We start from the raw sequence: 21,783 nt of genomic DNA on the forward strand, positions 1-21,783 counted from the left end.
GTGTTATTGAGTGAGTCGTTAAGGGGGTTAACAAAAAAATAGTATAGGTTATAAATTTGTAACGTGATGATTTTTCAGTTATTGCAGACCATTCCACAGCACAAAATTCTTTAATAATTGCAAACCTGCCGTGCTGCTTTTCTCTGGATGGCATTGGATTGCAAAAATATTGTCTTTGGCAATCGCCACCGCAAATCGATTCGGGTAGCCCGTTTCGAGAATCGTGTCGTGTGGCTCGGTCGGCGCAAAGTGATAGCTATGTACAAAATAAAAGCGTTCAGTGTCGCTGATTCCGGCCCATAGCGGATGATCTTGGACAATAAACATTTCATTCCAGCCCATGTGCGGCACTTTGAGCTTCTGGCCGTTGGCATCGAACATATTTTCAGGTTTGAATTTGATGACCTTGCCTTTGAATACGCCTAGGCAATCCATATCGCTCTCTTCGCTGTGCTCAAACAATAATTGTGCGCCAACGCAAATCCCTAGGAATGGCTTGCTGGCGGCGGCATCAAGTACCGCTTGTTTCAAACCGCTGGCTTCTAATTCACGCATACAGTCGGGCATCGCGCCTTGGCCGGGGAAAACGACTTTATCGGCGCTGGCAACGACCGCAGGATCGGCGGTGAGGATGATTTCGGCGTGCTCTGCGGCTACTGACTCGAATGCTTTGGTCACGGAATGCAAATTGCCCATGCCATAGTCAACGATGGCGATTTTTTGCTTACTCATATCAACCTACCAAGGTGCCTTTGGTCGACGGTGTAATGCCGGCCATCCGTGGATCGAACTCAACCGCCATGCGTAGCGCACGGCCTAAGGCTTTAAAAATCGTTTCGGCTTGGTGGTGGGCATTTTTGCCCTTGAGATTGTCGATGTGCAAGCTGATTGCGGCGTGATTGACAAAACCACGGAAGAATTCGCCAAACAAATCGACATCAAAGCCGCCAATCATCGCACGAGTATATTCACAGTCGTATTCCAAACAGGGGCGACCAGAGAGATCGACCACGACGCGGCTCAGTGCTTCGTCGAGCGGCACATAGCTGTGCCCGTAACGGACGATGCCTTTTTTGTCGCCCACCGCTTTGGCAAACGCTTGGCCGAACGTGATGCCGACGTCTTCAACGGTGTGGTGTGCGTCGATGTGCAAATCGCCAACGGCTTTGATTTCAATATCAAACAGGCCGTGGCGCGCCACTTGGTCGAGCATGTGTTCGAAAAACGGTACGCCGGTATCAAATTTGCTCACGCCCGTGCCGTCGAGGTTCAGCGTAATGGTGATTTGGGTTTCTAGCGTATTGCGGGTGACAGTAACTTGGCGCATGGATCGATTCTCGGTGTTTGGGGCGTTATCGCTGCACATGCAGGCGCTAACGACTTAAGACGCTTATTTTCTAACAGAAACCGCTTTACGGGAAGTCTTACTAGCGATTTCCCCGGTAGGCAAAATTTGCTAGAGCGCAAAGGCAAGAGAATTGACCTAAATATCGATGGGTATATCAATCAATCTAAATTTTATTAAAGCTTTTGTTTGTATACCCCATGGTTTTTATGCTGACAGCCTAAATGGCATCGATTTTAATTGTTTTGCAGGCATCGTGTGTAGCGACTGGGTTTACAGTGCGAAATGAAATGTCCACTGAAATTTGCAGCTCAAGCGCCGGCCGTCGCCAGCGTTTAACTTGCCGGACTGGGCGAATCTGAATGACGCCATAAATTCAAATAGGTGTGCTCAGGATCGTAATTGGCGATTTGTTTTTCGATACTGAAGCGGCGATTGGCGCGCGGGTCAGTGCCGCAGCCGGCCAAGTACAGCCAGTTGCCTTGATTGCTATACACATCGTAATCGATCAATTGTGTTTCAAACCAAGCCGCGCCAGCACGCCAATCGCATTGCAGCTGATGAACCAGAAAGCTGGCGACGTTTTGGCGCATTCGATTCGATAAATAGCCTGTGGCCGTCAGTTCGCGCATGCCAGCGTCGATAAAAGGCTCGCCGGTCTGGGCTTGGCACCATCTGTAGAAATTCTCTGTATGGTGAGCAAGCGTTGCGGCGGCATTCAGACCGTTGGCACGATACAGCTGTCGCCCATAGCGCAGGTGTAAAAATCGAAAATAATCACGCCACAGCAGCTCAAACCCAATCCAATATGTGCTCTCGTTAGCACCCTCGCTGGCTTCGTGCGCCTTGATAGCATGGTTAATTTGTCTGGCTGACAGCGCGCCACTGGCGAGCCACGGTGAAAACTTTGTTGAATAATCGGTGCCGATTAATCCATTTCGCGTTTGTTTGTAGCTATCGGCTAAACCAGATTCAATGTAGTGCTGTAAATGCGCCGCCGCTGTTGTCGCGCCACCGCGCCATTGGGCGTGGTGATACGGAAAAGCGCTGCGCGCATCCTGCAGTGCAAATCCAGCCCAAGTCTGAATATCCACCGTCGCTACTGAATCAATCGCTGCGGGCGGTGCTGGCAGTCGCTCAATTGAGGGCTGTGGTGCTGGAGCGCGGATACCGGATTTTTCAATCTGCTGGCGAAATGGCGTGAATGTGGCGGGTAATTGGGCAATTGCAAAGGGCAGTTGGCTTGGATCGAATAAAGTCGATTGCCACTTCGTCGTGACCGTGACACCTTGTGCGCGTAAAGCCTCGACTTGCGCAATTTCTTCGGGCGCGGCAATGCTTTCACAATACAGGGTTGTGGTATTGAGCTGCCGCATCAGTTGCGGCAGGACTTTGCTGGGTTGACCTACAATAATCAGTAATTGATTACCGAGTCGTTTGCATTCTTGGCTAAGATCTTGCAGGGTATCGGCCAAAAATGCTTTTCTATGCTTGCCTATGCGAGTAAACCCCCACTTGGTATCTTCATCCGGCGCGAGGCAATATACCAGCGCCAGCTCTGTTGCTTGTTGGCAAGCTAAATTCAGCGCGGCGTTGTCGCTTAAGCGTAAATCATTGCGAAACCAATACAGGGCACTGGACATGATTCGTGTGTTGGATAAGGTGTGTGAGGCAAGGCTTGCGTGAGTAATCAGTGTTTCGTTGATGACTCGGTTTGATAAAGGCCCCTTGTAGTGCGATTGCCTTATCGATGCGAATGATATTCCAGCTGTTCATGCGCTGTCCTTGTTGGCAAAGTTATAGGTGATCAAGCTGTTCCAAATACAGCTCGGCTTGCGCAAGTGTCGCTGCGCGCTCAGCGTCGGGCATTTTTTGCCATGTTTGATAAGTCATTCCCAGTCTTGGATTTTTCTCAAGTTTTGCCGCGTGGCGGTGATGAAAATGCCAATACAGACTATTGAATGGACAAGCGCTTTCGCCGTGCCGTTGCTTGGGTTCGTAATGGCAGCCTTTGCAATAATCGCTCATCTTATTGATATAAGTTGCTGATCCAGCGTAGGGTTTACTGCCTAAGAGACCGCCGTCAGCATACTGGCTCATGCCGCGCGTATTGGGCATTTCAACCCATTCAAATGCATCGACATAAATCCCCAGATACCACGCATCGACCTCATCGGGCGCAATCCCTGCCAGCAGCGCAAAGTTGCCGGTCACCATCAGCCGCTGAATATGATGCGCGTAGCCCAGTTGCAGTGATTGCTCAATCGCGTGATGGGCGCAATTCATCTTGGTTTTTCCGTCCCAATGCCAGCTGGGCAAACGGCGTTGATGATTGAGCGCATTTAATTGTCCATACTCGGGCATTCGCGCCCAATACACGCCGCGAACGAACTCGCGCCAGCCTAAAATCTGCCGCACAAAGCCTTCCACGGTCGATAGAGAAACGCGCCCAGCTTCGTATTCATGCAGTGCAGCCTGAATCACTTCGAGTGGATGCAGTAATTTTAGGTTGAGCGCAAAAGAAAGCCCTGCGTGAAATAAAGTGGGCGACGCCGTGCTCATTGCGTCTTGGTAAGCGCCAAAATTGGGTAGCGCGTTTTGAATAAATTGCGCCAAAGCGTCTTTGGCTTGTGACCTAGTTATCGGCCATGGAAAAGCGCTGGCTTGCGGCTGGCCGATGGTTTTGACGCCGGCGGTGGTGATTTCTTGCCATAGCTCGCTTAAATCTGCCGCGTAATTGGGCCAGGCTGGCGCGGCGGGTTGACCGTTCCAACGTTTGCGATTGTCTTGATCAAAATTCCACTGCCCACCTAGCGGTTGACCTGTTGCATCCAATAGGATTTGGTATTGCTTGCGTAGTGCGCGATAGAAAAACTCCATGCGCGGAATTTTTTGCCTAAATTGAGCGCTAATCGCAGCTCGATCGGCGAGGAAGTGCTCACTATCGACGACAGTAACGGGAATTTCGAATTGCGCTGCGGCGGTTAGAAATTGACTTTCTAAGCGATATTCATCAGCCTGCTGGCGCTCTAACTGTGTAATTTGCTCTGTTTTGATGAGCGAGATTAAGTTGCTGATAAAGTTTTGCTGATTCTCTGCGTCGTTAATGCGGATATAGCGTACACGGCAGCCAGCATTTTGTAGTGCGCTTGCAAAGCCGCGCATTGCGGCAAAAATGCCCAGTACTTTTTGCGCGTGATGCCATGCGTAATCGGTTTCGCTGCGTAGCTCCATCAGCACATACAGCACATCGCTACGCTGGCGTTCTACTTCACTAAACCAACTATGGCGAATATTGAGCTGGTCGCCCAAGATGAGCCGGAGTGTGCTCATGATTGACCCTTGCGCTGCGCACAGCGCACGCTGCAGTATTTAACGGATTCCCAGTTGTTTGCCCATTTTTTCCGCCATGTAAAAGGGCGCTGGCAAACGGGGCAGGTTTTCTGGGGTAGCGTGAGTTTATGGTGCGTCATTTTTTAATGTATATGCCTATAAGCATTATGAATAATTATCTTCAAGGCTATACATATTAGATTTTTGGAAGTGGGCGTAAATGAGCATGCCCGCCATCCACACCAATGATTTGCCCGGTAATCCAGCGCGCGGCGTCGCTGAGCAAAAAAGCAATGAGCGCGGCGCTATCAGCGCCTTCGCCGACGATGCACATTGGATTCATTTTGGCATTGCGTTCCAGTGCTTCGGGTGTGCCGGTCAGTCGCTCTGATAATGCAGAACGCGTCAGACCCGGCATCACCGCATTCACACGAATACCTTTATCTGCATAGGTGGCTGCCGCCGTTTGTGCCAAGCTGGCGACCGCGGCTTTGGCGCTGGCAATCGCTTCGTGATTGGCAAAGCCCGCGCTGGCAACTAAAGAGCCGACTAACACGGCGGAGGCTGGCGTTTTGTTTTTCAGCTGCAAGGCAATAAATGCTTTTAGTGCATAAAAAGCCGAGAAATAGTTTTGCTTAAAGATCGCTTGGCAGTCATTGGCGCTGGTTAAATGCAGTGGCCGAATGAGCGTTGAGCCGACGCAATGCGCGAATCCATTAGGGATGAAATTAAGCTGTTGGGCGGTTTCTAAAATGATTTCGGCTGAGCCATCGGTGCTCAGGTCGCCGGGAATCACTAAGGATTCTGTGGCTAACTGCGTTGATAAAGTGAGCAGTTTTTCTTCGTGGCGACCGCTTAAAATAAGGCGGTGCCCTTGCTCAGATAAAGATTGCGCCAAGGCCGAGCCGATCGCACCAGCCGCACCGGTAATCCAGATCGTTTGCGACATCATGTAGCTCCAATACTTTGCAGGAATAAATGTTACTAATAAGTAGCAATATATACCTTTAAGTACGTTTCGCCAATCACTGTTGGTAAAAACAAAATTGATTATGCGCGCTGCTGCCGTTCTGGCAGTTGAAGGGGCTGCTGGCGGGGAATATAAACCAGATTATTTTGTGATTCGTTTGGCTCTTAAGGCTGCTGCGATACCTTCTTTTGCCCAATCGAGAAGTGTGATTTGCGATTCGTACGCTGATTCTGGCAGCGGGTAGTAGCTCATGGTTTGAGATCGATCATCTTTCATCGCAAAGCAAAATGGCGAGAGCTGTTCAGTCAAAAAGCGCTGACGATTGAGATCATCGACTTTGATGTACAGTACCTCATCGGCGATGAGGGCGAAAAATAGCTCATCATAGTAAAGGCCAAAGCCACCAAACATGGCTTTGGCACGTAAGTGACCGAGCGGAGCGAGTTCGTCGAGCAGATAGTCGACGTATTCACTACGTTTAGCCATTGCGATGTTTGCGCGTTCTTTGTACCAAGTGATAAATAATCACGCCGGCCGCCAAGGTCGCTAGCAAGTGCTTGAGGGTGTGGCCACTCATAAATCCGAGCAGGGCGTAAATTTGGTAATCAGCCAGTTCGGCTATTTTCGCCAGTACATACAGTGCAATGGCGGCGGCAAAAGTGAGTCGCTCTGCTTTGGGCGCATGCCATTGCCATGCCGGAATGAGCACCAGTGGCAAAATTTGCAAAGCAAGGTATAGGCGCAAATCCCCAGAGTAATACCAATACACGACGCCCACGATCGCAAAAATGCTGAGTGCGATGACCAAAGGCCATTGATTTTTTTGCGGTGAAAAGTCTTGCCACACTCCCGCTAATAAACCTGCACAGGCCAGCGAAATGGGAATTCGATCCCAAACTAGGCGTTCGTCATTCGGCATCCAGTGGTAGTAGCTAGAGCCTATCGCGGTGAGGAAAATCGCAAGCACAAATAAAGTGAAGCCGAGATTAAGTTGTGCTCGCCTTGGCCATAGATAGAAAACACCCCATACTGCGACCAGTGCAAAGCCAAGATTTGAACAAACATCACCACAATTGACTATGCCAAAGCGCATCACCGTATCGGCAAACGAGTGATAGCCTTCTAGCTGTGCAATCGGGCCGTTGATTGCCATTCCGATGGTCAAAGCCAATACAATAAAAAGAGTGATTAATTTCTGCATAGAGCAACCTAAAACACAAAGGGTATCGCGCAGATTAGCATAATTTGAAAAAATCAGCTCTAATCGTTATTTATTGGTGGTATTGCTTTAAAAACAATGTTTTTCAATTGCTTGATGGCAATACCTGTTGGTTAATTTGCCGGTTTAGCTGGAGTGAGCCGGGCGGGAATATTTAGCAGCTGATCTACCGTCGTAAAACGGTAGCCTTGTTGTTTTAATTCTGGAATCAATTGTGCGACCGCCATGATGGTCGGTTTCCGGCCTCGGCCACCGCTGTCGTGCATTAAGACGATCGCTTCTGGGTGAATATAATCGCGAATCACGTTGGCAATTTGTGTCGCAGCCAGCTCGTCGATGCTGTTTTTGTGGGTGTGATACCAATCAGCGGTATCGACTGACCATAAAATGGCAAACATTCTTTTTTGCTGTAAAAGCTCGACTTGTTGGTCGCTGATAAATCCATACGGTGGGCGCATCATACTGGGTTGGAAGCCCAAAATAGTTTGGTATACCGCTTGAGTTTTTTCGATCTGTTGACTCCACCATTGATTGCCTGCTGCTAAAGGGATTAGGCGCGGGTGGTTATAGCTATGATTGGCGAGCGTATGGCCCTCGGCGTAGGCGCGGCGCGCTAATTCAGGAAATTTTTCTATTTGACTACCTTGCCAGAAAAAAGTCGCTTTGACATTTTCTTTCTTGAGTAAATCAAGCAAGGCGGCGGTGTCGGCACTCGGTCCGTCGTCAAATGTAAAAGCGATTTGTTTTCGATCTCCCAAACCTTCTAAAAAATAGCTGGTTGGAAAATCGTTGGCCTGCTGAGCCAGCTTAGCAGGAGGAACTTGGTCCCAGCCTTCGACAAAAGGGGTGCGCAAACGCGGCGGACTTTGCGCGATGGCTTGCGCGACTAAAATAGTGAGGCAGGCAAACAGGGTGGTTTTGTGGCGCAGCATCGGTATTGCCTCCCTATAAATTCAACAGCGCGTGTGGCACTGCCAAGCGGCCAAAATGAGAAAAGTTCAATTGGCGAATTGTTTGCTCAATTATTTGCGCTGTAGATTAAAAAAGCCATCAATTCGTTGCAAGCGCCCATCGTTGCTGAACCCCTGCGGTTAAGCCCTTGCACGATTGCTGTTATCTGCTTGGTGCTGAGCGAAATGCTGTTTATGCTTAGTATTTAAGTCTTGAATGAATTTTAATGATGAATGCAGTCCAACTAGGCGCACACAATCAGCAATTAGCAGAAATGCAGCAGCTCATTTTTACCGAGCCCGTCTTGGCTCGGCAAAAATGTGGCCAATTGTTGGCGCATGCGCGGCATGCTTTTGATGCGCCGACGTTTATTTCGGCTGCTTTATCTTTATCATTAATCGAAGACCAGCTTGGTGATTTGCAACAGGCGATTTCGGTGCTTTCTGAGGCTTTAGTGTTTGCCGAGGAGTTCAAACAAAAGCAGCGAATTCCGCAATTGCTGGAGCAAATTGGCCGCTGCCATTACTCACAAGCCAATTATCCGCAGGCCTTAGATTATTGGCATCAATGTGCTCTGCAATGCGGTCAGCAGAATGATTTGCTTGAGACTCGTGCTTTGGCTTTAATCGGTTTAGGGCAAATCTGTGATGCCTGCGGCGAAAATGCACAGGCGATTCATTTGCATCAATTGGCGCATGACTTATTACTGAGCATCAACAATTATTTCTTACTCACGATGGCTAAAATCAATTGGGCTGTGAACTTGCAAAAAACAGGCCAATCGGAAGCTGCCCGTACGATTTTGCAAGAGTCGCTGCAATTGAGCTTGGCGCATGAGTTGCCACATCATGCGGCTGAAAGTCAGTTTCGATTGGCAGAAATCGCCATTAGTCTGGATGAGCTGATTTTGGCAGAGCAATATATTGAAGAAGGTTTAATGACAGTCGCTCTAACGCCTTATCACTGGTGCGAGATTAATTTACTGGCGCTGTGGGCTCAGTTGAGTTATCGCGCAGGACGTTTGGCGCAAGCCTTGGACATCGTTAAGCGCGGGCTACATATTGCGGAAGAAGATGGTTTACGGCATCTGGTATTTCGCTTGAGCCAGCAAGCGGTGCTATATGCTCGGGCTGGTGGGCTCAATGCGATTGCGGACGAATATCAGCGCAAGATTGATTTTTTGCAGGTGCATTTACACACGGAAATAGCGCAACCAAATGCACTGAATTTGCAGATGTTACGTGATTTAATCGCTTAGACTTGCTATTATCTTACGTGCTGCAAATCGGCAGCTTAACTCCACCATCAAGGCTCAGCGTGATATTCGTTTGGGTCGTCACATTGAATTAATTGGAAATACTCAGGCATGCCATTAAGCGGGCAAGAATATCGGCAGCATTTATTGGCGCAAAATAAAACCGAGATGTTTACTGATCCGGTTCGCGCGCGCGCGCAGTGCCTGAGTTTGCTCGATGAAGCGCGTCGTGTATTTGATACTAGTGCATTTATTGATGCGGCCTTGCAGCTATCGTTGATTGAAGATCAGCTTGGTGATTTAAATAGTGCGATTAGCCATCTTTCGGAAGCGATTGTGTTTGCAGAGGAATTTAAAAAAACGCAGTACATTCCCGAATTATTAGAGCAAATTGGCCGCTGTTATTACACGCAAGCCTGTTATCCACAAGCACTTGAGCATTGGCAGCAATGCGTTACGTTGTGCAAAAATCAGCCTGAATTTCTGAAAACCCGTAGCTTGGCATTGATGGGTTTGGGGCAAATTTGTGACGCTGGTCGAGATAATCGTTTGGCCGTGCAAATGCACGCCGCGGCACATCAATTATTGGCGGATGCTGGCGATGCATATTTATTGGTGAAAGCCAAAATTAATTGGGCAGTGAATTTGCAAAAACTGGCCGATTCAGTCGCGGCCAAGGCATTGCTGCGTGAAGCGCTGATACTATGTTTACAGCATCATTTTCCGCATTATGCCGCCACGTGCTGTTATCGCTTGGCTGAAATTGAATTGGCTGATGGGCATTTAGTGGCCGCGGAAAGTTTGATTGAGGAAGGTTTATCCATCGTGGCCAGCACCCCCTATCATTGGGCTGAGGTCAATTTATTGGGTTTGTGGGCGCAATTGATTGCCAAGGATGTGACGCAATTTGGGCGCGCGCTGGACGTGGTGGGACGCGCTTTAACGATTGCCAATGAAGATGGTTTTCGGCATTTGGAGTTGCGTTTGCTCGAGCAGGCTGAGCATTACGCACGGGAGTCTGGCTCTGCTGAATTGGCTGATGAATATGCTAGAAGAGCGAATTTTATTCAGCTCGATCTGTATTCGGCGATGAGCCCGCAGATGATTCCAAATGTAGCTGGCTTGAGTGCTTTATTGCTTTGAATGGGTATATTGCTCTATGTAATGAAATACATTGCTCAGAGGAATATACATAAAAAACCCGCGTGGCAGCGGGTTTTTTTATGGGCCATCGCCGCAGATTAATTCAGACGGAATTCTGCCGCGTTGGCGTGTGCGGTCAGTCCTTCGCCATGCGCTAAAACGCTGGCAATTTTGCCCAAGTTTTGCGCGCCAGCTTGTGAAACCTTAATTAAGCTCGAGCGTTTTTGGAAGTCATACACGCCGAGAGGGCTAGAAAAACGGGCGCTGCGAGCGGTTGGTAAAACGTGATTGGGCCCCGCGCAATAATCGCCCAGACTTTCTGAGGTGAATTGCCCCATAAAAATCGCGCCGGCGTGACGAATCAGCGGCAAGAGCGCATCAGGATTGCTCACTGATAATTCCATGTGTTCAGGAGCGATGTAATTTGCAATTTCGCACGCTTCAGCCAAGTCTTTGACCAGAATCAGCGCGCCACGATTGGCTAGCGATGCGCTGATGATGTCTTTGCGCGGTTGGCTTGGCAGTAATTTGGCGATACTGGCTTCGACTTCTGCCAAATAGGCTGCATCGGTACAGAGCAAAATTGATTGTGCGATTTCATCGTGCTCGGCTTGGCTAAATAAATCCATCGCCACCCAATCGGCAGGCGTGGTGCCATCAGCAACGACTAGAATTTCTGATGGGCCAGCGACCATATCAATGCCGACAATACCAAATACCGCACGTTTGGCCGCCGCTACATAGGCGTTGCCAGGGCCGGTGATTTTATCGACTTGCGGAATCGTTTGCGTGCCATACGCTAGTGCGCCAACGGCTTGCGCGCCACCAATCGCGAATGCGCGCGAAACGCCAGCCACGTACGCTGCGCCGAGCACCATATCGTTACGCTCGCCGCGCGGCGTTGGCACCACCATGATGATTTCTTTGACGCCAGCGACGTGGGCTGGAATTGCATTCATCAGCACTGACGATGGGTAAGTTGCTTTGCCGCCTGGCACGTAAATCCCCACGCGATCAAGAGCGGTAACTTGTTGACCGAGCATGGTGCCGTCTTCGTCTTCGTACGTCCACGATTGCATCACTTGTTTTTCATGGAAGCTGCGTACGCGCGCGGCGGCTGCTTGCAGCGCGGCGGCTTGATCGCTAGGCAGTCGCTCAAATGCGGCTTTCAGCTCGGCTTGGGTGAGTTCTAAATCGCTCATTGACTGCGCGGTAGTGCCGTCAAATTGATTGGTGTATTCAATGACTGCCGCATCGCCACGCGCTTTGACGTCGGCCAGAATCGCCGCTACACGGACGTCAACTTGTGGATCTTGCGAGGTTTCAAACGCCAACAGCGCGGTGAGCTCAGATTGGAAGTCGGCAGAAGTAGAATCAAAACGGCGAATCATGGCGTAGGCTCAGGGCAGTAAGAATGACCTCGATTATACCCTGACTTACGAAGCCGGTCGTATTCGTGCGGCGGCTGTCGCGGGGAAAAATGCGTATTGCTGAGTTAAGACAAATCAGATTGTTGCGATAACGGAGCGCTAGTGAATTATTGTTTTTGATGGTTTGCGAAATTTATTCTGGGTATTGCTACCTAGGCTTTAAAAATTAAAGTCTAGATAACAATACCTAATGTTTAGTGAGTGCTGCCAGAAACTGAATGCAGTAATTTATCTGTGTAGGCGAGTGCTGCTGCAGAAACTAAGAAGGTTAGATGAATGATGACTTGCCATTTCATCGTTGCTTCTGGAATGTGCGGCGCATTGATAAAAGTTTGCAATAAATGAATCGATGAAATGCTGATGATTGCCATCGATAGTTTGACTTTTAGCACTGTTGCATTTACATGATCTAGCCATTCGGGCTGATCAGGATCTCCGTCAATATTTAAGCGCGACACAAAGGTTTCATAGCCTCCCATCGTCACCATTAGCAATAAGTTGGCAATCATCACCACATCAATCAAACCTAACACGGCTAGCATCACGTCGGTTTCTGACATCGAAGTGAGGTTCATCAGCATTCGCGCTAGGCCTGCCAAAAATTTATATGCGTAAACGCCTTGGACGATAATGAGCCCGAGGTAGATCGGTAACTGTAGCCAACGACTACCGAAAATCATTTTTGCCAGTAAGTTGGATGTATTGCTTGGACGTGAAAATTCAGACATACGGGCTCCTTATCACGTAGAACGGTTTAAGTTTTTCTCTGGAAAAATCACCCGGCTAAACACTAGCGTAATGAAAATCCCAAAATGCGTTGAGCCAATCAATGATTCGGCGATAAATAACAATTTACCATCGGCATTACAGGGCAAAAAATCACCAAAGCCCACGGTTGCAAAGATGGTGGCTGAAAAATACAGGGAATCTAAGAAATTAGTATTATTCGTGCAGCCATCACTGGTGCCGTAGACATCAAACATTTGCCAGCCTGCGGCAAAAGTCAGAATCAGTAGCATATTGCTCAATATAAATAACCAGACGGCTTGCGCAGGATGCAGCCCTTGCTGCATCCGTTGACCATAAGCAATGCTGAAAATAAAAGCTAAATAATTGAGGTAGGTGGCGGCGATGAACCAATACATTGTCTCGGTGCCGTGATCTAATAAATCAAACCGTATTAGCAACGGCCAGAGAAACATGAACACCAAGGTATATAGAGGGACATGCCGCCAATGAATATCTTTGAGCGACATTTAGGCGTTGTGGCGACTAGCGACCGTGGCGCTAAAGGCATCAATCATTGGTTGTAAACGTTCGTGCTTGAGTTTGAGCGCTGATTGATTAATCACCAGACGGCTGGAAATATCGCGAATATGCTCAACCGCAGTGAGGTTATTGGCTTTGAGTGTACCGCCCGTCGACACCAAATCGACAATCGCGTCAGCCAAGCCCACCAGCGGCGCGAGTTCCATCGAACCATACAACTTAATTAAGTCGACATAAACGCCTTTGCTGGCGAAATGCTCTTTGGCTTGTTCGGTGTATTTAGTGGCCACTCGCAAGCGTGCGCCTTGTTTTACGGCACCTTCGTAATCAAAGCCATTTTGTACTGCAACCATCAGGCTGCATTTAGCGATTTCTAGATCCAGCGGCTGATACAAGCCTTGGCCGCCGTGTTCGATTAATACATCTTTACCCGCAACCCCCAAATCCGCCGCGCCGTATTGCACATAGGTTGGCACGTCTGATGCGCGCACGATAATCAGTTGCACATCAGGCTGATTGGTGCCAATGATCAATTTCCGGGTGCTTTCTGGCGCTTCGCTGGGCACAATGCCTGCCGCAGCCAACAGGGGCAAGGTTTCTTCGAAAATCCGTCCTTTGGATAGGGCGATGGTAATCATGGTGTTTCCTTTGGTGATACGAATGGGGCTGGGGTTGCCCCCTCACACCTCACTCCTAGCGCTTCACATTATTTAAATATTTTAAAGTTTGCCGGATATTTTGACGGCCAGCCATTCATGGCTTTGGCCGCTTCCCAGACTGAAAATAGCGATGCACCAATTGCCATCCACCAAATAAATAAGGCGGTATTTAACATCATCGCGGCCATCATCGATAGTGCGTAAAAGCAGCCCATCATCATTTGAAAGTTCGCCGCTTGCACGGCATGTTGCTCAACAAATTCCGAGTGAACCCGCGCAAATTGCAAGCCCAAAAAGGGAATAATCAGCGCCAAAATCGGAATCGGGATAATCGGTAACCAGCACAAGCCTGATAAATGAATAATGACAGCAGCAGCTTTTTCCGCCTGATTGGGCGGTTTGATTTTGCCGTCGCTGTCTTCACTAGCGGGTTTTGGATTGATCGTGAGCATTAGTGAAAGCGCTCGATGCTAGCGCCGATGCCGGCAAGTTTGGTTTCAATGTGCTCGTAACCGCGATCCAAATGGTAAATTCGATCCACAATCGTTTCACCTTCGGCAATTAAGCCAGCAATCACCAAGCTGGCGGATGCGCGTAGGTCGGTCGCCATCACGGTGGCACCAGATAATTTATCCACGCCAGTGATAATCGCGGTATTACCTTCGGTATTGATTTTCGCGCCCATCCGAATCAATTCGGGGGCGTGCATAAAGCGATTTTCAAAAATGGTTTCAGTCACGACGCCAGTACCTTCGGCGATGCAGTTAAGCATCATAAATTGCGCCTGCATATCGGTTGGGAACGCTGGATATGGCAAGGTACGGATATTGACGGCTTTGGCGCGGCGTTTCATATCAAGTGAAATCCACGTATCACCCGCTTCGATGTAAGCTCCAGCTTCACGCAATTTATCCAGCACCGCATCAAGAATGTCGGCACGGGTATTTTTGAGTAGCACTTTGCCTTGCGCGGCCGCTGCAGCGACCAAGAAAGTGCCGGTTTCGATGCGGTCGGCGATAATCGCGTGCTCGGCGCCATGCAAGCGCTCAACCCCTTCGATGGTAATCCGATCGGTGCCGTGGCCGCTGATTTTGGCGCCCATTTTGATTAAGCACTCGGCCAAGTCAACCACTTCAGGCTCACGCGCTGCATTTTCAATCGTCGTAATGCCGTCAGCCAAGGTCGCGGCCATTAGCAAGTTTTCGGTACCCGTAACGGTCACCATATCGCAGACAATACGCGCGCCTTTGAGGCGGCCTTTGGCTTTGACGTAACCGTGTTCGATGATGATTTCCGCGCCCATCGCTTCGAGGCCTTTGATGTGCTGATCAACCGGACGAGCACCAATCGCGCAGCCGCCTGGCAATGACACTTGCGCTTCTCCAAAGCGAGCCAGCGTTGGACCGAGCACCAAAATTGACGCACGCATTGTTTTAACTAATTCATACGGCGCGGTCAGGCTAGAGAGTTCAGCGGCAGTCAGTTCGTATTCATGCACATTGTCGGTCATCACACGTACGCCCATGCCTTGCAGCAATTTTTGCGTGGTTTTGACGTCGGCCAATTGCGGAACATTGGTTAGGCGTAGTGTTTCTGCGGTGAGCAGCGAGGCGCATAAAATCGGTAAGGCCGCATTTTTGGCGCCAGAGATTGTGATTTCGCCCGACAGTGGATGACCGCCGATAATTCTTAATTTGTCCATTTTCTACCTTTGCTGCCGTGTAGGAGCCGCTTTCTAGCTCTCTACCGGGCTGAATTTATTTAAAGTAAGTCCACCAAATGATCGCAACAATACCGATTAGCCATGGAATATTGGTCAGTGCGGTGATGTGACTCACACTGCGGTCTTGTGGCTTGCGGGCGTCGATTTTGGCTTGTTCAATAATTGCTTTTTGATCGTCGATGGCCGAGAGGTCAAAGCGTTTGTCGGGCTTGTTCATTGGCGTTGTGCTAATTCACTGGGGGTGAGTGTGGCGCGCATTGAAATCGCGTGCAGTTCACCCGAATCGATGTGCGATTTTAAGCCGTCATTAATTAGCCGATGGCGTGCCAATAAGCCCATGCCGGCAAATTGCTCGGAAATAATCGTCGCATAAAAATGGTGCCCATCACCTTCAACGTCAAGCTGCTCGCAAGGCAAAATTTGCGCGATCAGGGCTTTTACTTGTTCTGGCGTCATGTTGTCTTCTAAGTAACGAGTGTTACGCACTAAAAATCGTCCACAAGTACGTTAATGCTCAAAATATTATTTTGAGGGTATATTAACGTAGGCTAATTTAAATGGTGCTTGCATTTAAATACCCATATCAATTCGTTCAAGCCATTGCGCTAAAAAGCAGCGAGGGCTTGTTTTACGTGGACAAAACCTTTGTAACTAATGCCTTAGCGGCGAATTTTGTAGCCGGATTTTATCAAACTGAGCGTGAATGCGGCGAGAATAAGTAAACTAAATCCGACGACAGTCAAAGAAAGCCAAGGATTTACATCGCTTTGCCCGAAAAATCCGTAGCGGAAGCCATCGATCATATAAAACACGGGGTTGAAGTGAGAGATGTTTTGCCAAAACACTGGCAAGCTATGGATAGAGTAAAACACGCCAGAGAGGAAGGTGAGCGGCATAATCAGAAAGTTTTGAAATGCGGCCAATTGATCGTATTTCTCGGCCCAGATCCCGGCAATAATCCCCAAAATCGCCATTAATCCGCTGCCTAAAAAAGCAAAGAAAAATATCCATAGCGGGTATTGTGGTATAGGCATTGGGAATAATAGCGAAGTGAGTAATACCCCTGATCCAACTACAAGTCCGCGCACGATGGCGGCGAGGGTGTAGGCGGCAAAAAATTCAAAGTGCGATAGCGGTGGCAGCAAGATAAACACGATGCTGCCAGTCACTTTGGACTGAATAATGCTGGAGCTGGTATTGGCAAATGCGTTTTGCAGCATGCTCATCATCATCAGACCCGGAATCAGAAAAGCCGTGTAGCTCACGCCAGGAAAAGGCTGCACGTGTTCAGCGAGTACATGCGCAAAAATCAACAGGTACATCAACGCCGTCAGCACTGGCGCGGCGACGGTTTGAAAACCTACTTTCCAAAAGCGAAGAATTTCTTTGTAAAACAGAGTCGAAAAGCCAGTCATAACGTGTGAGGAGTAAGGTGTGAAGCGTAAGGGCTTCGCCCTCATTGCCTTGCCTTGACTCGTTTTCCTTATTGATTTTGCGAATAAACGATGGAGGGCGGTGGTTTTCCAGCTAACGCCTCACCCTCAGGCCTTAGTTAATGTTCATCATTTGCACGAAGATGTCTTCGAGGTCGGGCTGCGAGATGGTGACGTCTTTTAGCGTAATGCCTGCCGCTCGAACCTCGTTGAGGATCATTTCAAGCTGAGTGCAATCGGTCAGTTTCAATTCAAAGCCCTGTTCGTGTTCGTGTAATAACAGCGGATTTAATGCGCTTGGTAGTTGCGCCGGTTTTAGCTTGAGCAACACCGTTCGCGCCGCGCCGCGCGCCATGATTTGCGCTTTGTCTTCCAGCGCGAGCAGGCGGCCTTGTTTGAGCATGGCGATGCGATTGCAGAGTGTTTCGGCTTCCTCAAGGTAGTGGGTCGTTAACACGATGGTGTGGCCGTCGTTATTCAGGCGACGGATAAACGCCCACAGCGTTTGCCGCAATTCGACATCGACGCCCGCGGTTGGCTCATCAAGCACAATCACGGGGGGTTTATGCACCAAGGCTTGAGCCACCATGACGCGGCGCTTCATACCGCCTGATAATGCCCGCATATTGGCATCGGCTTTATCGGTGAGTCCCAAATTTTCTAAAATTTCATCAATCCACGCCTGATTGTTTTTGATACCAAAATAGCCCGATTGAAATTGCAGCGTTTCTCGGACGGTAAAAAACGGATCAAACACCAATTCTTGCGGCACAATCCCGACCGCACGCCGTGCTTGGCGATAATCTTTTTGGACGTCGTAGCCCATCACGGTGGTGCGACCTGCGCTGGGTTTGCTCAAGCCCGCTAAAATCGAAATCAGCGTGGTTTTACCTGCGCCATTGGGGCCAAGTAGTGCGAAGAAATCGCCTTCGGCCACTTCAAAGCGAATGTCGTTCAGCGCGGTAAATTCGCCAAATCGCTTGCTGATTCCATCAAAAACAATTGCGCTCATGGCTGTGTCTCGGTGCTTGCATGGTGTGTTGCTGCATCGGCCGCGTGCTCGACTTCATTATCGATTTCGTCGTCGCCCATCGGCAGTGGGTGCGGAGGATTACCATGATGAATTTTAAACCAGCGCCGTTGCAAGTAGCTGTCGCGAATAAACGCATAAGGATCGCTTTGTTCTTGAATCACGGCATCGAGTGGCAGTAATTGTGAACGCGCATTGATGATGAAGATTGAGTAATACGCGATTTGCCCTGATAAGTCATCGATATAATCAATCGGCCCCCACGCCAAGCGCACCAATGGGTCGGCGCTATCGCGTAGTGTCAGTGGGCCATAAAAAGGCACCATTAAAAACGGCCCTGACGGCACTCCCCAGTGCCCTAGCGCCTGACCAAAGTCGTTTTCTTGCTTTTCAATATTGAGGTCACTCGCCCAATCGATTAAGCCTGCCACGCCCAGAGTGGTATTGACCAAGGCACGGCCAAAGCTTTGCGAGGCTGGCGTTGCTTTTCCCTGTAATAACGCGGCTGGAATGGCAAATAGATCATCAATATTTTCAAAAAAATTATCGATCCCTTTACGCAGTGGCGGAGGTATAAACCGCACGTAACCTTGGCTAACGGGGCGTAGCACAGCATCATCAACGGCTTTGTTGACAGCGAAAATGGGGCGATTGATCGATTCGAGCGGATCGTAATTGTTCTGTGGGGTCGCACAAGCGACCAGTAACAACAGAGGTAAAACAATTAAGCGACGCATGATGGTTACTCAGGGGAAAAACGTACAGGACTGAATTATAGAGTTATTTTTTCAGGGCTTGTTGAGGTTTGCTGCTGCGAGTTTCGCAGCTCGGTTGCTGATACGCGGCAAACTAAACGTCAACAGACGACCCCAGGTTCAAGACGTCGAGCAATCCATAGACTGCAATCAGTTGACGCAAATTATTGGGTAAATTATGCCAAACCAGTTGGCATTGCGCCGCTTTCGCTCGGCGCTGCCATTCCAGTAATACGGCTACCGCGCTTGAATCCACGATTTCCAAGGCCGCGAAATTGATCGCCAAGCGGCCAGTCGCTAGTGTGCTATCGAGCAGGTTTAGTGCCGCAGGGCTATTGCGTAGCGTCAGTTCCCGGCCTAAGACAATCTCATGCATTATTTATTCGGCCGTGAGTTATTGTTTTTTTCCGCCATATTTTTGATTAAGCCGTCGATGCCATCTTTGCGAATGACGGCGCCAAATTGATTGCGGTGATTATTGATAAAGCTAATTCCTTCTACAGTGATGTCGTAGACTTTCCAGCTGCTACCTACTTTTTCAAAACTAAAGTCCAGAGGAATTGGTTTCTGATTTGGGAGCGTCACTTCGGTGCGGATGGTTTGCTCTTCATCATCGTTGCCCGCGCGAGTGCCTTTGATATTGATTTGTGCGTTTTTATACAAAGTTAATGCCGATAAATAAGTGCGCACCATCATGGTACGAAACTCTTTGCTCAGCGCTTCTTGCTGGGCAGGGGTGGCGCTTTTCCAATAGCGACCGACGGCAAGTGAAGTCATTCTTTGGTAATCAGCCAGCGGAGATAGACGTTGATCCACTAAATCGCGGGTTTTGGCGGCATCTTTTTCATTTTTTTGGATGATTTCTAATACATCTTTGCTCGCCGCACGAATGATTTGCTCTGGTGTTTCGGCGCTGGCAAAGCTAGCGCTGGCGATGAGACTCAGCGAGCAAATGAATAAGAGATGGCGTAGTTTTTGCAGCATTGATTACTTCTCCGAATGATCAGTTTTGTCGGCTTGGCTAAATAAAAACCGACTGATGAGTTGCTCTAAGACAATCGCCGATGACGTCACTTTGAAAGTGTCGCCAGCAGCTAGATTTTTTTCTTCCGCACCGGGCGTGATGCCGATGTATTGTTCGCCCAAGAGGCCAGAAGTCAGAATTTCAGCTGAGCTATCTCGACTGAAATGATAACGACTATCGACCGCCATTTCGACACGAGCAACATAGCGTTCGCTATCGAGCGTGATATTGCTCACGCGGCCAACGACAACGCCAGCGCTTTTGACAGGAGAGCGAGTTTTCAAGCCGCCAATATTTTCAAAATCAGCAATCAAGGTGTAGCTTGCCGTAGCAGGGAGTGAGCTTGAGCTACTCACTTGTAAGGCCAAGAACAGCAATGCCGCCAGCCCTGCGGCGGCGAATAAGCCAACCCAAAAATCAATCATTCCACGTTTCACGGCATACCTCTTAATTTTTTAAAACTTGTTTGGCTTAGAAAACCACAAAAAAACAACAAAATCATGCAGGGGTTCACTTTCGTGTTTTTGGGTTTTTCGTGGCAATTTTCTTGCTAAACCCCGCGGAACATAAATGCCGTCAGAATAAAATCGAGCGCCAAAATCACTAATGAACTGGTCACGACCGTGCGCGTTGTGGCGCGGGAAATCCCTTCGGCGGTGGGCGGCGCATCATAGCCTTCGAACACCGCGATCAAGGAAACAGCAAAGCCAAAAAAGGCACTTTTAATGATGCCATTCATCACATCAAGACGAAAATCGACAGAGCCTTGCATTTGCGACCAAAAACTACCGTCATCCAGTCCGAGTAATTTCACACCAATTAAATAACCACCCCAAATGCCCATTGCGCTAAAAATTGCAGCGAGTAGCGGCATTGAGATGACGCCGCCCCAAAACCGTGGTGCGACCACGCGAGCAATCGGATTGACCGCCATCATTTCCATTGCCGACAGTTGTTCGGTGACTTTCATCAGGCCAATTTCCGCGGTAATTGCGCTGCCCGCACGACTAGCAAACAGTAGTGCGGCAACGACGGGGCCGAGCTCTCGCACCAATGATAAAGCGACTAAAACGCCGAGCGAGCTGGACGCGCCAAAGCGCTGTAGCGTGTCGTAGCCTTGCAAAGCCAGCACCATCCCAACAAATAAGCCAGATACTGAAATAATTAATACCGATAACACGCCAGCGAACCAAATCTCGCGTAGCGTCAGCCGTGGGCGTAATAAACTCGTGCCGGAGTGGCGCAAGATAGCAACGAGGAATCGACATGCGAAACCCAATTTTATCAGCGCATTGCTCAGTGGCGCACCCAGCCGACTAAAAAAATTAAATAACACGCGTCACCTCATGCGGGGCGGCTATCTTCAAAATGCAGTGCATATTACAAGCCCAATTGTTCGGCATAAATGGGGGCCGGTTTATGGAAAGGCAATGGGCCGTCCGGACGGGCATTGATAAATTGCTGCACATACGGATGTGTCGATGCTCGTACTTCATCCGGCGTGCCTTGCGCGACAATCACGCCTTCGGCAAGGAAATAAATATAATCCACAATCGCTAGCGATTCTGCTACGTCATGCGTCACGACAATTGAGGCGGTACCGAGCGCGTCATTGAGCTCACGAATCAGTTTGCCTACGGTGGCGAGTGAAATTGGATCGAGGCCGGTAAACGGTTCGTCGTACAACATCACCGCAGGATCAAGCGCAATCGCGCGAGCCAAAGCCACTCGGCGCGCCATGCCGCCTGATAATTCATGCGGCATTTGCTGCGCCGCACCGCGTAAACCAACCGCTTCGAGCTTCATCAGAACCAAATCACGAATCATGGATTCAGGCAGTTGGGTGCGTTCGCGCAGCGGAAAAGCGACGTTGTCAAAAACCGATAAATCAGTGAATAAAGCGCCAAACTGAAACAACATGCCCAGCTTGCGGCGCATCGCATACAGGCCGCTTTCATTGAGTGCACCAACGTTCTCACCGTCTAACCACACCGCGCCTTGCTGCGCTTGCAATTGCCCGCCGATGAGTTTGAGTAAAGTGGTTTTACCTGAGCCAGAGCCACCCATAATCGCCACAACTTGTCCGCGGGAAATCGACAGAGACACATCCCGCAAAATCGCGTTTTCTCCGTAGGCAAAGCTGACATTTTGAAATTCAAGCAGATTCATGGGGGGGGCTTCAGTGAATGACGGCAAATTTTAGGGTTTTCTTGCCAGATACGCTAGAAATATACCTGTTATTGC

General features: G+C 49.2%; 27 protein-coding genes. 2 read left to right on the forward strand and 25 right to left on the reverse strand.

Features of this window, described 5'->3' with window-relative positions; all coding sequences use genetic code 11:
• Positions 1-78 precede the first annotated feature (78 nt).
• The 9 genes from hisH to GM173_RS09160 form a co-directional block, all read right to left on the reverse strand.
• Positions 79-732: an imidazole glycerol phosphate synthase subunit HisH gene (gene hisH, locus GM173_RS09120; RefSeq protein WP_203571065.1), complete on the reverse strand. Its 654-nt coding sequence runs from the start codon at positions 730-732 to the stop codon at positions 79-81.
• Between the two features lies 1 nt (position 733).
• Complete coding sequence (hisB, locus tag GM173_RS09125) at positions 734-1,327, reverse strand: imidazoleglycerol-phosphate dehydratase HisB (RefSeq protein ID WP_203571066.1); 594 nt, start codon at positions 1,325-1,327, stop codon at positions 734-736.
• A 353-nt stretch (positions 1,328-1,680) separates the two neighbouring features.
• On the reverse strand, positions 1,681-2,988 hold the full coding sequence (locus tag GM173_RS09130; RefSeq protein ID WP_203571067.1) for a DASH family cryptochrome: 1,308 nt from the start codon (positions 2,986-2,988) through the stop codon (positions 1,681-1,683).
• Between the two features lie 154 nt (positions 2,989-3,142).
• Positions 3,143-4,678, reverse strand: a complete 1,536-nt coding sequence (locus GM173_RS09135) for a cryptochrome/photolyase family protein (protein ID WP_203571068.1) — start codon at positions 4,676-4,678, stop codon at positions 3,143-3,145.
• A complete protein-coding gene (locus tag GM173_RS09140) occupies positions 4,675-4,818 on the reverse strand; it encodes a DUF2256 domain-containing protein (protein ID WP_203571069.1) in 144 nt (47 codons plus the stop codon). The genes GM173_RS09135 and GM173_RS09140 overlap by 4 nt, the downstream gene beginning before the upstream one ends.
• Positions 4,819-4,874: 56 nt before the next feature.
• Positions 4,875-5,627, reverse strand: coding sequence for an SDR family NAD(P)-dependent oxidoreductase (locus tag GM173_RS09145; protein WP_203571070.1), 753 nt, complete (start codon positions 5,625-5,627; stop codon positions 4,875-4,877).
• 162 nt (positions 5,628-5,789) lie between these two features.
• A complete protein-coding gene (locus GM173_RS09150) occupies positions 5,790-6,134 on the reverse strand; it encodes a TfoX/Sxy family protein (protein ID WP_203571071.1) in 345 nt (114 codons plus the stop codon).
• Complete coding sequence (locus GM173_RS09155; protein WP_203571072.1) at positions 6,127-6,849, reverse strand: hypothetical protein; 723 nt, start codon at positions 6,847-6,849, stop codon at positions 6,127-6,129. Before GM173_RS09155 ends, GM173_RS09150 begins: the two co-directional genes overlap by 8 nt.
• 131 nt (positions 6,850-6,980) lie before the next feature.
• Positions 6,981-7,799 carry a polysaccharide deacetylase family protein gene (locus GM173_RS09160; RefSeq protein WP_203571073.1) on the reverse strand — a complete coding sequence of 273 codons (819 nt, stop codon included), beginning with the start codon at positions 7,797-7,799 and terminating at the stop codon, positions 6,981-6,983.
• 245 nt (positions 7,800-8,044) lie between these two features.
• Here GM173_RS09160 and GM173_RS09165 point away from each other — a divergent pair, with 245 nt between their 5' ends.
• Positions 8,045-9,076, forward strand: coding sequence for a tetratricopeptide repeat protein (locus GM173_RS09165; protein WP_203571074.1), 1,032 nt, complete (start codon positions 8,045-8,047; stop codon positions 9,074-9,076).
• A gap of 108 nt (positions 9,077-9,184) precedes the next feature.
• Positions 9,185-10,216 (forward strand): tetratricopeptide repeat protein, encoded by a 1,032-nt coding sequence (locus GM173_RS09170; RefSeq protein ID WP_203571075.1) that lies wholly within the window; start codon positions 9,185-9,187, stop codon positions 10,214-10,216.
• Between the two features lie 98 nt (positions 10,217-10,314).
• Here GM173_RS09170 and hisD read toward each other — a convergent pair whose 3' ends face one another.
• The 16 genes from hisD to GM173_RS09250 all read right to left on the reverse strand — a co-directional run bounded on the left by hisD (position 10,315) and on the right by GM173_RS09250 (position 21,708).
• The gene (gene hisD, locus GM173_RS09175; RefSeq protein WP_239078451.1) at positions 10,315-11,607 is read right to left on the reverse strand and encodes a histidinol dehydrogenase; all 1,293 of its coding nucleotides are present in this window, start codon (positions 11,605-11,607) and stop codon (positions 10,315-10,317) included.
• Between the two features lie 233 nt (positions 11,608-11,840).
• Positions 11,841-12,374, reverse strand: a complete 534-nt coding sequence (locus GM173_RS09180; RefSeq protein WP_203571076.1) for a TIGR00645 family protein — start codon at positions 12,372-12,374, stop codon at positions 11,841-11,843.
• A gap of 12 nt (positions 12,375-12,386) precedes the next feature.
• Complete coding sequence (locus tag GM173_RS09185; protein WP_203571077.1) at positions 12,387-12,902, reverse strand: potassium channel family protein; 516 nt, start codon at positions 12,900-12,902, stop codon at positions 12,387-12,389.
• A complete protein-coding gene (hisG, locus tag GM173_RS09190; RefSeq protein ID WP_203571078.1) occupies positions 12,903-13,553 on the reverse strand; it encodes an ATP phosphoribosyltransferase in 651 nt (216 codons plus the stop codon).
• A 68-nt stretch (positions 13,554-13,621) separates the two neighbouring features.
• Positions 13,622-14,026 (reverse strand): magnetosome magnetite crystal formation protein family, encoded by a 405-nt coding sequence (locus GM173_RS09195; RefSeq protein ID WP_203571079.1) that lies wholly within the window; start codon positions 14,024-14,026, stop codon positions 13,622-13,624.
• Entirely contained in the window at positions 14,026-15,276 is a 1,251-nt protein-coding gene (gene murA, locus GM173_RS09200) for a UDP-N-acetylglucosamine 1-carboxyvinyltransferase (RefSeq protein ID WP_203571080.1), read from the reverse strand. The genes GM173_RS09195 and murA overlap by 1 nt, the downstream gene beginning before the upstream one ends.
• A 55-nt stretch (positions 15,277-15,331) precedes the next feature.
• Positions 15,332-15,514: a hypothetical protein gene (locus GM173_RS09205; protein ID WP_203571081.1), complete on the reverse strand. Its 183-nt coding sequence runs from the start codon at positions 15,512-15,514 to the stop codon at positions 15,332-15,334.
• Complete coding sequence (locus GM173_RS09210) at positions 15,511-15,753, reverse strand: BolA family protein (protein WP_203571228.1); 243 nt, start codon at positions 15,751-15,753, stop codon at positions 15,511-15,513. Before GM173_RS09210 ends, GM173_RS09205 begins: the two co-directional genes overlap by 4 nt.
• 203 nt (positions 15,754-15,956) lie before the next feature.
• The gene (locus GM173_RS09215) at positions 15,957-16,712 is read right to left on the reverse strand and encodes an ABC transporter permease (protein WP_203571229.1); all 756 of its coding nucleotides are present in this window, start codon (positions 16,710-16,712) and stop codon (positions 15,957-15,959) included.
• A 133-nt stretch (positions 16,713-16,845) separates the two neighbouring features.
• The gene (locus GM173_RS09220; protein ID WP_203571082.1) at positions 16,846-17,742 is read right to left on the reverse strand and encodes an ABC transporter ATP-binding protein; all 897 of its coding nucleotides are present in this window, start codon (positions 17,740-17,742) and stop codon (positions 16,846-16,848) included.
• Positions 17,739-18,497, reverse strand: a complete 759-nt coding sequence (locus GM173_RS09225) for an MlaA family lipoprotein (protein ID WP_203571083.1) — start codon at positions 18,495-18,497, stop codon at positions 17,739-17,741. The genes GM173_RS09220 and GM173_RS09225 overlap by 4 nt, the downstream gene beginning before the upstream one ends.
• A 112-nt stretch (positions 18,498-18,609) precedes the next feature.
• Positions 18,610-18,891, reverse strand: coding sequence for an STAS domain-containing protein (locus GM173_RS09230; protein WP_203571084.1), 282 nt, complete (start codon positions 18,889-18,891; stop codon positions 18,610-18,612).
• On the reverse strand, positions 18,891-19,499 hold the full coding sequence (locus GM173_RS09235; RefSeq protein ID WP_203571085.1) for an MlaC/ttg2D family ABC transporter substrate-binding protein: 609 nt from the start codon (positions 19,497-19,499) through the stop codon (positions 18,891-18,893). The genes GM173_RS09230 and GM173_RS09235 overlap by 1 nt, the downstream gene beginning before the upstream one ends.
• Positions 19,500-19,502: 3 nt before the next feature.
• Positions 19,503-19,976 carry an outer membrane lipid asymmetry maintenance protein MlaD gene (gene mlaD / locus GM173_RS09240; RefSeq protein WP_203571086.1) on the reverse strand — a complete coding sequence of 158 codons (474 nt, stop codon included), beginning with the start codon at positions 19,974-19,976 and terminating at the stop codon, positions 19,503-19,505.
• Between the two features lie 113 nt (positions 19,977-20,089).
• Entirely contained in the window at positions 20,090-20,875 is a 786-nt protein-coding gene (gene mlaE / locus GM173_RS09245) for a lipid asymmetry maintenance ABC transporter permease subunit MlaE (protein WP_308439591.1), read from the reverse strand.
• 44 nt (positions 20,876-20,919) lie between these two features.
• Positions 20,920-21,708, reverse strand: coding sequence for an ABC transporter ATP-binding protein (locus GM173_RS09250; RefSeq protein WP_203571087.1), 789 nt, complete (start codon positions 21,706-21,708; stop codon positions 20,920-20,922).
• Between the last annotated feature and the right edge of the window lie 75 nt (positions 21,709-21,783).

It is taken from the genome of Deefgea chitinilytica (assembly GCF_016881405.1).
GTDB lineage: Bacteria > Pseudomonadota > Gammaproteobacteria > Burkholderiales > Chitinibacteraceae > Deefgea > Deefgea chitinilytica.

What these genes read in the sequence shown, in the direction of transcription:
- murA (WP_203571080.1), bottom strand. Translation starts at nt 15,276, where the DNA reads ATGGACAAATTAAGAATTATCGGCGGTCATCCACTGTCGGGCGAAATC.
- GM173_RS09185 (WP_203571077.1), bottom strand. Translation starts at nt 12,902, where the DNA reads ATGTCGCTCAAAGATATTCATTGGCGGCATGTCCCTCTATATACCTTG.
- GM173_RS09215 (WP_203571229.1), bottom strand. Translation starts at nt 16,712, where the DNA reads ATGACTGGCTTTTCGACTCTGTTTTACAAAGAAATTCTTCGCTTTTGG.
- GM173_RS09195 (WP_203571079.1), bottom strand. Translation starts at nt 14,026, where the DNA reads ATGCTCACGATCAATCCAAAACCCGCTAGTGAAGACAGCGACGGCAAA.
- GM173_RS09210 (WP_203571228.1), bottom strand. Translation starts at nt 15,753, where the DNA reads ATGACGCCAGAACAAGTAAAAGCCCTGATCGCGCAAATTTTGCCTTGC.
- GM173_RS09155 (WP_203571072.1), bottom strand. Translation starts at nt 6,849, where the DNA reads ATGCAGAAATTAATCACTCTTTTTATTGTATTGGCTTTGACCATCGGA.
- GM173_RS09135 (WP_203571068.1), bottom strand. Translation starts at nt 4,678, where the DNA reads ATGAGCACACTCCGGCTCATCTTGGGCGACCAGCTCAATATTCGCCAT.
- GM173_RS09225 (WP_203571083.1), bottom strand. Translation starts at nt 18,497, where the DNA reads ATGCGTCGCTTAATTGTTTTACCTCTGTTGTTACTGGTCGCTTGTGCG.
- hisB (WP_203571066.1), bottom strand. Translation starts at nt 1,327, where the DNA reads ATGCGCCAAGTTACTGTCACCCGCAATACGCTAGAAACCCAAATCACC.
- GM173_RS09205 (WP_203571081.1), bottom strand. Translation starts at nt 15,514, where the DNA reads ATGAACAAGCCCGACAAACGCTTTGACCTCTCGGCCATCGACGATCAA.
- hisH (WP_203571065.1), bottom strand. Translation starts at nt 732, where the DNA reads ATGAGTAAGCAAAAAATCGCCATCGTTGACTATGGCATGGGCAATTTG.
- GM173_RS09145 (WP_203571070.1), bottom strand. Translation starts at nt 5,627, where the DNA reads ATGTCGCAAACGATCTGGATTACCGGTGCGGCTGGTGCGATCGGCTCG.
- hisG (WP_203571078.1), bottom strand. Translation starts at nt 13,553, where the DNA reads ATGATTACCATCGCCCTATCCAAAGGACGGATTTTCGAAGAAACCTTG.
- GM173_RS09180 (WP_203571076.1), bottom strand. Translation starts at nt 12,374, where the DNA reads ATGTCTGAATTTTCACGTCCAAGCAATACATCCAACTTACTGGCAAAA.
- GM173_RS09235 (WP_203571085.1), bottom strand. Translation starts at nt 19,499, where the DNA reads ATGCTGCAAAAACTACGCCATCTCTTATTCATTTGCTCGCTGAGTCTC.
- GM173_RS09150 (WP_203571071.1), bottom strand. Translation starts at nt 6,134, where the DNA reads ATGGCTAAACGTAGTGAATACGTCGACTATCTGCTCGACGAACTCGCT.
- GM173_RS09165 (WP_203571074.1), top strand. Translation starts at nt 8,045, where the DNA reads ATGATGAATGCAGTCCAACTAGGCGCACACAATCAGCAATTAGCAGAA.
- GM173_RS09170 (WP_203571075.1), top strand. Translation starts at nt 9,185, where the DNA reads ATGCCATTAAGCGGGCAAGAATATCGGCAGCATTTATTGGCGCAAAAT.
- GM173_RS09140 (WP_203571069.1), bottom strand. Translation starts at nt 4,818, where the DNA reads ATGACGCACCATAAACTCACGCTACCCCAGAAAACCTGCCCCGTTTGC.
- GM173_RS09230 (WP_203571084.1), bottom strand. Translation starts at nt 18,891, where the DNA reads ATGCATGAGATTGTCTTAGGCCGGGAACTGACGCTACGCAATAGCCCT.
- GM173_RS09130 (WP_203571067.1), bottom strand. Translation starts at nt 2,988, where the DNA reads ATGTCCAGTGCCCTGTATTGGTTTCGCAATGATTTACGCTTAAGCGAC.
- GM173_RS09220 (WP_203571082.1), bottom strand. Translation starts at nt 17,742, where the DNA reads ATGAGCGCAATTGTTTTTGATGGAATCAGCAAGCGATTTGGCGAATTT.
- GM173_RS09250 (WP_203571087.1), bottom strand. Translation starts at nt 21,708, where the DNA reads ATGAATCTGCTTGAATTTCAAAATGTCAGCTTTGCCTACGGAGAAAAC.
- GM173_RS09160 (WP_203571073.1), bottom strand. Translation starts at nt 7,799, where the DNA reads ATGCTGCGCCACAAAACCACCCTGTTTGCCTGCCTCACTATTTTAGTC.
- hisD (WP_239078451.1), bottom strand. Translation starts at nt 11,607, where the DNA reads ATGATTCGCCGTTTTGATTCTACTTCTGCCGACTTCCAATCTGAGCTC.